Genomic DNA, 6,519 nt, shown 5'->3' with positions numbered 1-6,519 from the left:
CTAAAGTTTGAAGTGCCTAAAGTGAGCTAAAGTTAATGTACACGCCTTCGGCGCGGTCAAATTAGAAACAGGCTGCGCTGAAAGCGCATTCTTTAACTTTAGGCACTTTAGCTCACTTTAGTTCACTTTACACTCTTAACTAAATCTTGCTGTTTGAACTGGTACCAACATCCGCGCAAAAAACGCAGTTGTTGAGAATAAAGACTCTAATAATTGACCATGCACATAACAAAAGGGCAGATCAGTGGAGCGATTACAGTCGTTTTGATAGCGACTTTTTTTTATTTTGGCAGATTTTTCCTTCACGACTTACGGCCTTTTCAGGCAATATCTCCACCATATTCTGAAAAGAAGGCAGGAACCGTAGTTGTTGAATTAGCCGGTGATACAGACCAGAATGGAATTTATTTCGTCCCCCCGGAGACAACGGTCTCCCATCTTTTAGGAATCGCAGGGATTGCAGGCACAAAAAAATTTGACAAAAAAGTTCTTTCTGTCGTCCTCAGCGGCGGTGAGAAGGTTATCATAGAGTCAGATCAGGTAAAAACAGGGACGATCGATGCTGCCAAAAGGATTACTCTGGATATACCGATCGCTATAAACAGCGCAACGGTATATGACCTGTCGCTCATTCCCGGAATAGGAAAGAAGACGGCACAGGCAATAGTTGACCTGAGGGAAAAGGCCGGAGGGATTTATTGTATCGACGACCTTTTAAAGATACGTGGCATGAACAATGAGAGGTTTAGAAAAATTAAAAGGTATCTCACAGTAAATGGAAAGACATAAAGATAGACATTGAAAATAAAGACTGTCCTCCCCATCCCGTAGGACAGCCGTCTCGGCTGTCTAAGCGATTCACCATTATGGAAAGACATAAGGATTGACATAAAAATTTTACGATGATAACTAAGGAAAAATAAATATGTCGGGGCGTGGCGCAGTCTGGTAGCGTATCTGAATGGGGTTCAGAGGGTCGGAGGTTCAAATCCTCTCGCCCCGACCAGTAATTTCAAGGGGTTAACTGTTTTGAGTGAAGCTCCCCGCCCACAGGGCGGGGCTTCCCGATAAGGAATCGAAATCTTAAAAAACAATATCCGGCCGGATACCGAAAAATCATACAACATCTATTTAACATTTCAATCATAACTTATTACTAAACAACTATCAACTCAAGCATCTGAATCCTCGCCACTCCAAAGCCTGTTGTAATACAACTTGTCTACATTCAGAATCTACAGCCTCTCTTCTCGACAGAACCTCTCATGATCGCAACCTCAACCAGAGTAAAGTTACACTGAAAATTTCAACCGGCGAGTATCGTATACGGAATTAGAACGGCGGCGCCAAGGCGTTAATCGGCAGGCTCCCTATTAATGGAGTTTACGCGGCAGCGTTTTATAAAAGGCTTACGCCCAAACTCCAAAGAATCTAAGGAGGGCAAGAAACCGTGCGACTCTATCTGCAGACAGCCCTGCTGAATTATGGGCTACCCAAAGGGGATGTCTTACTTTGCGCGGGAGTGCATTGAAAAAGGTTATATTCAATTTTTGATTGAAGGAGATTTGGAATGCAAAAAATATGAATTTATTTGCTATCATCAGTGTTCTTCTTGTTTTACTTTCAGGTCTGAGTTCTGCGGATTCGTCAGGATCTAAATCTTCAGCTTTGACTGGAGAGAAGATAACTCTGGTGCTCCCGAGAAAGCCGGATAATTTTTTAGCAAAGTGGCTGAATATGATCTACACCGAGGCCTTTAGAAGGCTGAATATGGAATTTGTGTATAAGTATACTTCTCCGAAACGATGCATACTTTTGTCAGATTCGGGGAAGGTGGACGGCGAATTATGGAGAGTCTATGACTACAACATCGTGCATCCCAATCTCATCAGAGTCGAAGAGTCTCCTTTTTCGAACAGGTTTTGTGCATACGCCACTGCTCCGGATATAAAACTAAACGGATGGGAAAGCCTCAGAGATACCGATTACAAAGTTGACTACAGACGAGGACAGATGAAGACTCATCAAAATTTGCCCGGTATCGTAAAAAAGGAAAATCTGACGATGATTAATCACTGGACCCATGGCCTGAAAAGATTAACTGCGGGAAGAACCGATATATATGTGGACATTGAATGGACAATAAAGGACGCTTTGAAAGCCGATGAGTTTAAGAATTCCAATATACATATTGTCGGCGTTATGGAAACAATTTCCGCTCATGCATTTCTACATAAAAAGCACAAGGAACTTGTTCCAAAACTTTCAGCTGTTCTGAAGGAAATGAAAAAGGAAAGGCTCATTGAAAAATATAAAGCTATGGCGGAGAAATAAGAATGGGAAAGGAAGACATGGCACCAAAAGCCTTACGCAATAAATCTCTGCGAAACAGTATTCAGGCAACAATAACCCTGATCATCATCCTCACAGTTACCGTCATTTTTGCAGGATTTGCTTTTTATGAGTATTTTGTAACCAGCACTGATATGAACAAGGATTTTGAAAATTTGGCTGAGTACATTGTAAATCAACAATCGAAAAGCCTGTCATTGCCTCTGTGGTATTTGGATACAGAAGCAGTTAAGGATGTAATGTCCTCCGCGATGATTGAAAAGCAGGTTCATGCTGTTCTTATCAGAGACGAATCGGGAATCTTATATGGCGAAATGAGAGATAATAATTTGAATATTATCAAAACCAGCAAAGAGATTTCGGGAGAGTATTACGTAAAAGAAAAGGAGATTTCAAAAAATGATGAAAAATTAGGAACTGTAGAAGTTTACCTTACACCCGAATTTATGCAGGAAAAGCTTTATGATACGACCGTCAGAATGATTATAGCAATCTTAATCCTAAATATTTCATTGGTTTCAGTACTTTTATTCAGCATAAGAAAGAGTGTAACACTTCCTGTCAGATACATTGCCGAAGGTATTCGTACTATTGCTTCGGGAAATCTGGACAGATCAATTCATTCCGAAAGAAAGGATGAGATCGGACAACTGGCATCGGATGCAGAATCAATGAGATTGACAATAAAGGAAAATCTTGAGCTGGTTCGGAAACAAGGAGAAGAATTAAACACACGCCGCGATCACCTGGAAGTTATGGTAAAAGAACGAACTAACGAGCTGGAAGAAAAAACCGCAGAACTCAAGAATGCAAACGAGCGCCTGCAGGAATTAGACCACCTTAAATCCATGTTCATCGCCTCCATGTCCCACGAACTTCGCACCCCGCTGAACTCCATCATCGGATTTACCGGAATCATTCTCCAGGGTATGACCGGCGAGATTACAGGGGAGCAGAGAGACCAGCTCCAGAGGGTCTATGGTTCGGCAAAACACCTCCTTGCACTCATTAACGACGTAATTGATATTTCAAAGATTGAGGCCGGGAAGTTTGAAGTTCATGTGGCAGAATTCGACCTGGACGGAATAATCAAAGAGGCCATATCAAGCCTCAAGCCGGAGATAGACAACAAAGGGCTTGGTCTTGAAATCCGCTTGCCTCCGAACCTGCAATTGAAAACTGACAGAAAAAGACTCCTTCAGTGCATCCTCAATTTTTTGAGCAATGCCGTCAAATTCACTAAAAAGGGAAAGATTGAGGTCACAGCCCGTGAGATTGATGGAATGATGGAAATCGCGGTGAAAGACACGGGAATAGGCATAAAGGAGGAAGATGTGCCCCGCCTCTTTGAATCTTTTGTCAGACTGGATTCAGATTTAAAGATCGGAACCCCAGGCACAGGATTAGGGCTGTACCTTACAAAGAAAATCGCAACAGAGCAGCTCAAGGGGTCGGTGTCTGCTGAAAGCAAGTATGGAGAGGGGAGTACATTCATGCTTAGAATACCGAAGACAATTGAAGGAATGCCTAAAATGAGCTAAAATGCCTAAAGTGCCTAAAATTAAAGGACACTATCTCTTTTGGATGTAGATTGAGTGGCCGAAACAAACTTATCTTTTTTCAAAACTGCAACGCCAAAGGCATACCACAACTTTAGGCAATTTAGGCATTTAAAACTTTAGGCATTTAATAGTGGGAGGCTATCATGAAAAGAGCGCTTGTAATAGAAGACAATGCAGACAATATGAAGCTTATCACATTTATCCTGGAGAAAAACGGCTACGGCACTATCAGGGCTGAAAACGGCAAAAGGGGTATCGAGCTTGCGCTGAAAGAAAAGCCGGATTTTATCCTTCTTGACATCCAGCTCCCTGACATAGATGGCCTGGAGGTGCTCAAAGAGATACGCAAATCAGAGATAGATGGTGAAATTCCTGTCATTGCCATCACGTCCTATGCAATGAGCGGGGACAGCAGAAGGCTGATTGAAGCGGGATGCAACGGGTATCTGGAAAAACCCATTGACCCTGTTACTATTATGAATCAGATAAGGGAGATAATTGGGGACGAGTGAAGATAGACGAAGGGACGACCCCTCGTAACAGGAAAGGAGATATAACGGGATGAAAATCTTAATAGTTGATGACAATGAAGATTCAAGGATAATCCTTAGAAAAACCCTTGAGTCGGAAAGGTATACAATTGAAGCCGCCACCAACGGGGAAGAGGCTCTGAACATGGCAAGGAAATCCCCGCCTGACATGATAATCTCCGATATCCTCATGCCCGTAATGGATGGGTTTCAGTTTTGCTGTAAGTGCAAAACAGACGATGGACTCAAGGATATTCCGTTTATTTTTCATACAGCAACTTATACAGATGAAAAAGATGAGGAACTGGCCTTACAAATGGGAGCGGACAGGTTTATTCGAAAGCCCGTTGAACCGGACGAGTTCATAAAGGTCTTACGGAACGTAATCAGAAATGTGGAGAAGGGCAAGATAAGACCCCAGAAGTCGGTTTTAGAAGAGAAGGAAGACGTTCTTAAGCTTTACAGCGAGCGTCTTGTCAACAAGCTTGAAAAAAAGATGCTGGATCTGGAAAGGGAGCTTGCCGGGCGGAAACAGGCAGAGGAGCAAGTCCAAGCGTCCCTTCAAGAAAAAGAGGCGCTTCTAAGCGAAATCCATCACCGGGTAAAAAACAACCTACAGGTCATCTCCAGCCTGCTTGATTTGACCAGCATAAGGACACAGGATCGGAAGGCAATTTCTCTGCTTACAGATGCCAGGGCCAAGATCCAGACAATGGCCATTATCCATTCACAGCTCTACGCGAGTAAAAGATTCGACAAAATAGATATGGGAAGCCATGTCCGGGACCTGGTGAAATATCTGTCAGAAGTCTATGCAGGGGGGGAAAAGATTACCTGTATTGTTGAAATCCCTGACATTTACCTTTCCATAACCCAGGCTATTCCCTTCGCCCTTGTCTTGAACGAACTGATCTCCAATGCCTTCAAATATGCCTTCGGGAAAGACGATGAAGGGACAGTCGAGATTTCCATACACAGGTCAGACCAGGATAAGATTTGTGCAAGAATCAAAGATAACGGCACCTCTATCCCGGAGGAGGTTGACATTTATAAAACCAACACCCTGGGTCTAAAGTTGGTCAGAAATATAGTCCAGAAACAACTACATGGGAAACTACAACTTAAAAGAGACAAGGGCACAGAATTTATTATAGAATTTAAAATCTTACCAGAGGAATTAAATTATGTATAGAGTGCTGGTAGTAGACGATGAGCCCTCCATAACTACACAATTGGAGGAACGCCTGGAACTCTTGGGATACGAAGTAGTAGGCTGCGCCTCTTCCGGTCAGGAAGCTGTGGAGATGGCAAGACGCACCAGACCCGATATAGTCCTGATGGATATTGTTATGCCGGGAAGCTTAGACGGTATTGATGCCTCTGAGATAATTAAAGCGGAACTGGATATTCCGGTTATATTCCTTACCGCCTATGCAGGTGAAAAGTTTGTAAATAAGGCAAAGGATGTGGAGCCTTACGGGTATATTGTAAAACCCTTTCAAGAAAAGGAAATAGCGGCAACCATTGAAGTTGCCCTTTACAAAAAAGATGTAGAGAGGAGGCTGTCTCAGAGTGAGGAAAAATATCGATCTCTGGTGGAGTCTGCCGAAGATTCCATATACTTAGTAGATAGAAATTGCAGGTATCTTTTCATTAACAAGAAACATCTGTCAAGGCTTGGCCTTACAACAGATAACGCCATAGACAGAAAATACGGCGAGCTCCATTCCGAAGATGACACCAAAGAGTTTGCAGAGAAAGTAAACGAGGTATTCGAAACCGGCAACTCTGTTCAACATGAACATAAACACCACAAAGACAACAGATATTTCATCCGAACGCTAAGTCCTGTTAAAAACTCAGAGGGGAAAACAGTATCTATTACTGTGGTTTCAAAAGATATCACTACCATCAAACGGGTAGAGGAGGAGCTCCGGGAGACCAGCGACTACCTGGAGAACCTGATAAACTATGCAAGTGCTCCTATCATCGTCTGGGACCCACAGCTTAGGATTACCAAGTTTAACCATGCCTTCGAGCATCTTATTGGTTATAAAGCCGAGGAGGTCATCGGC

Annotated in this window: 6 protein-coding genes and 1 tRNA gene; all 7 read left to right on the top strand. The window is 42.9% G+C overall.

Features of this window, described 5'->3' with window-relative positions:
• The first annotated feature begins 219 nt into the window (after positions 1-219).
• On the top strand, positions 220-789 hold the full coding sequence (locus Q7J27_00320) for a helix-hairpin-helix domain-containing protein (protein MDO9527585.1): 570 nt from the start codon (positions 220-222) through the stop codon (positions 787-789).
• Between the two features lie 140 nt (positions 790-929).
• Positions 930-1,006 (top strand) — tRNA-Pro (locus tag Q7J27_00315).
• A 575-nt stretch (positions 1,007-1,581) separates the two neighbouring features.
• A complete protein-coding gene (locus Q7J27_00310; GenBank protein MDO9527584.1) occupies positions 1,582-2,334 on the top strand; it encodes a hypothetical protein in 753 nt (250 codons plus the stop codon).
• Positions 2,335-2,336: 2 nt separating this feature from the next.
• Positions 2,337-3,893 (top strand): HAMP domain-containing sensor histidine kinase, encoded by a 1,557-nt coding sequence (locus tag Q7J27_00305; GenBank protein ID MDO9527583.1) that lies wholly within the window; start codon positions 2,337-2,339, stop codon positions 3,891-3,893.
• Positions 3,894-4,057: 164 nt separating this feature from the next.
• Positions 4,058-4,426 carry a response regulator gene (locus Q7J27_00300; GenBank protein MDO9527582.1) on the top strand — a complete coding sequence of 123 codons (369 nt, stop codon included), beginning with the start codon at positions 4,058-4,060 and terminating at the stop codon, positions 4,424-4,426.
• Between the two features lie 49 nt (positions 4,427-4,475).
• Positions 4,476-5,636, top strand: a complete 1,161-nt coding sequence (locus Q7J27_00295; GenBank protein ID MDO9527581.1) for a response regulator — start codon at positions 4,476-4,478, stop codon at positions 5,634-5,636.
• The coding region (locus tag Q7J27_00290) for a PAS domain S-box protein (protein MDO9527580.1) at positions 5,629-6,519 on the top strand (891 nt) is incomplete at its 3' end. The genes Q7J27_00295 and Q7J27_00290, both read left to right, overlap by 8 nt.

It is taken from the genome of Syntrophales bacterium (assembly GCA_030655775.1).
Classification (GTDB): Bacteria; Desulfobacterota; Syntrophia; order Syntrophales; family JADFWA01; genus JAUSPI01.
This window is presented reverse-complemented; position numbering and strand designations above follow the sequence as displayed.

Coding starts and splice junctions, on each gene's coding strand:
- Q7J27_00310 (MDO9527584.1), top strand. CDS start 1,582: ATGAATTTATTTGCTATCATCAGTGTTCTTCTTGTTTTACTTTCAGGT.
- Q7J27_00320 (MDO9527585.1), top strand. CDS start 220: ATGCACATAACAAAAGGGCAGATCAGTGGAGCGATTACAGTCGTTTTG.
- Q7J27_00295 (MDO9527581.1), top strand. CDS start 4,476: ATGAAAATCTTAATAGTTGATGACAATGAAGATTCAAGGATAATCCTT.
- Q7J27_00305 (MDO9527583.1), top strand. CDS start 2,337: ATGGGAAAGGAAGACATGGCACCAAAAGCCTTACGCAATAAATCTCTG.
- Q7J27_00300 (MDO9527582.1), top strand. CDS start 4,058: ATGAAAAGAGCGCTTGTAATAGAAGACAATGCAGACAATATGAAGCTT.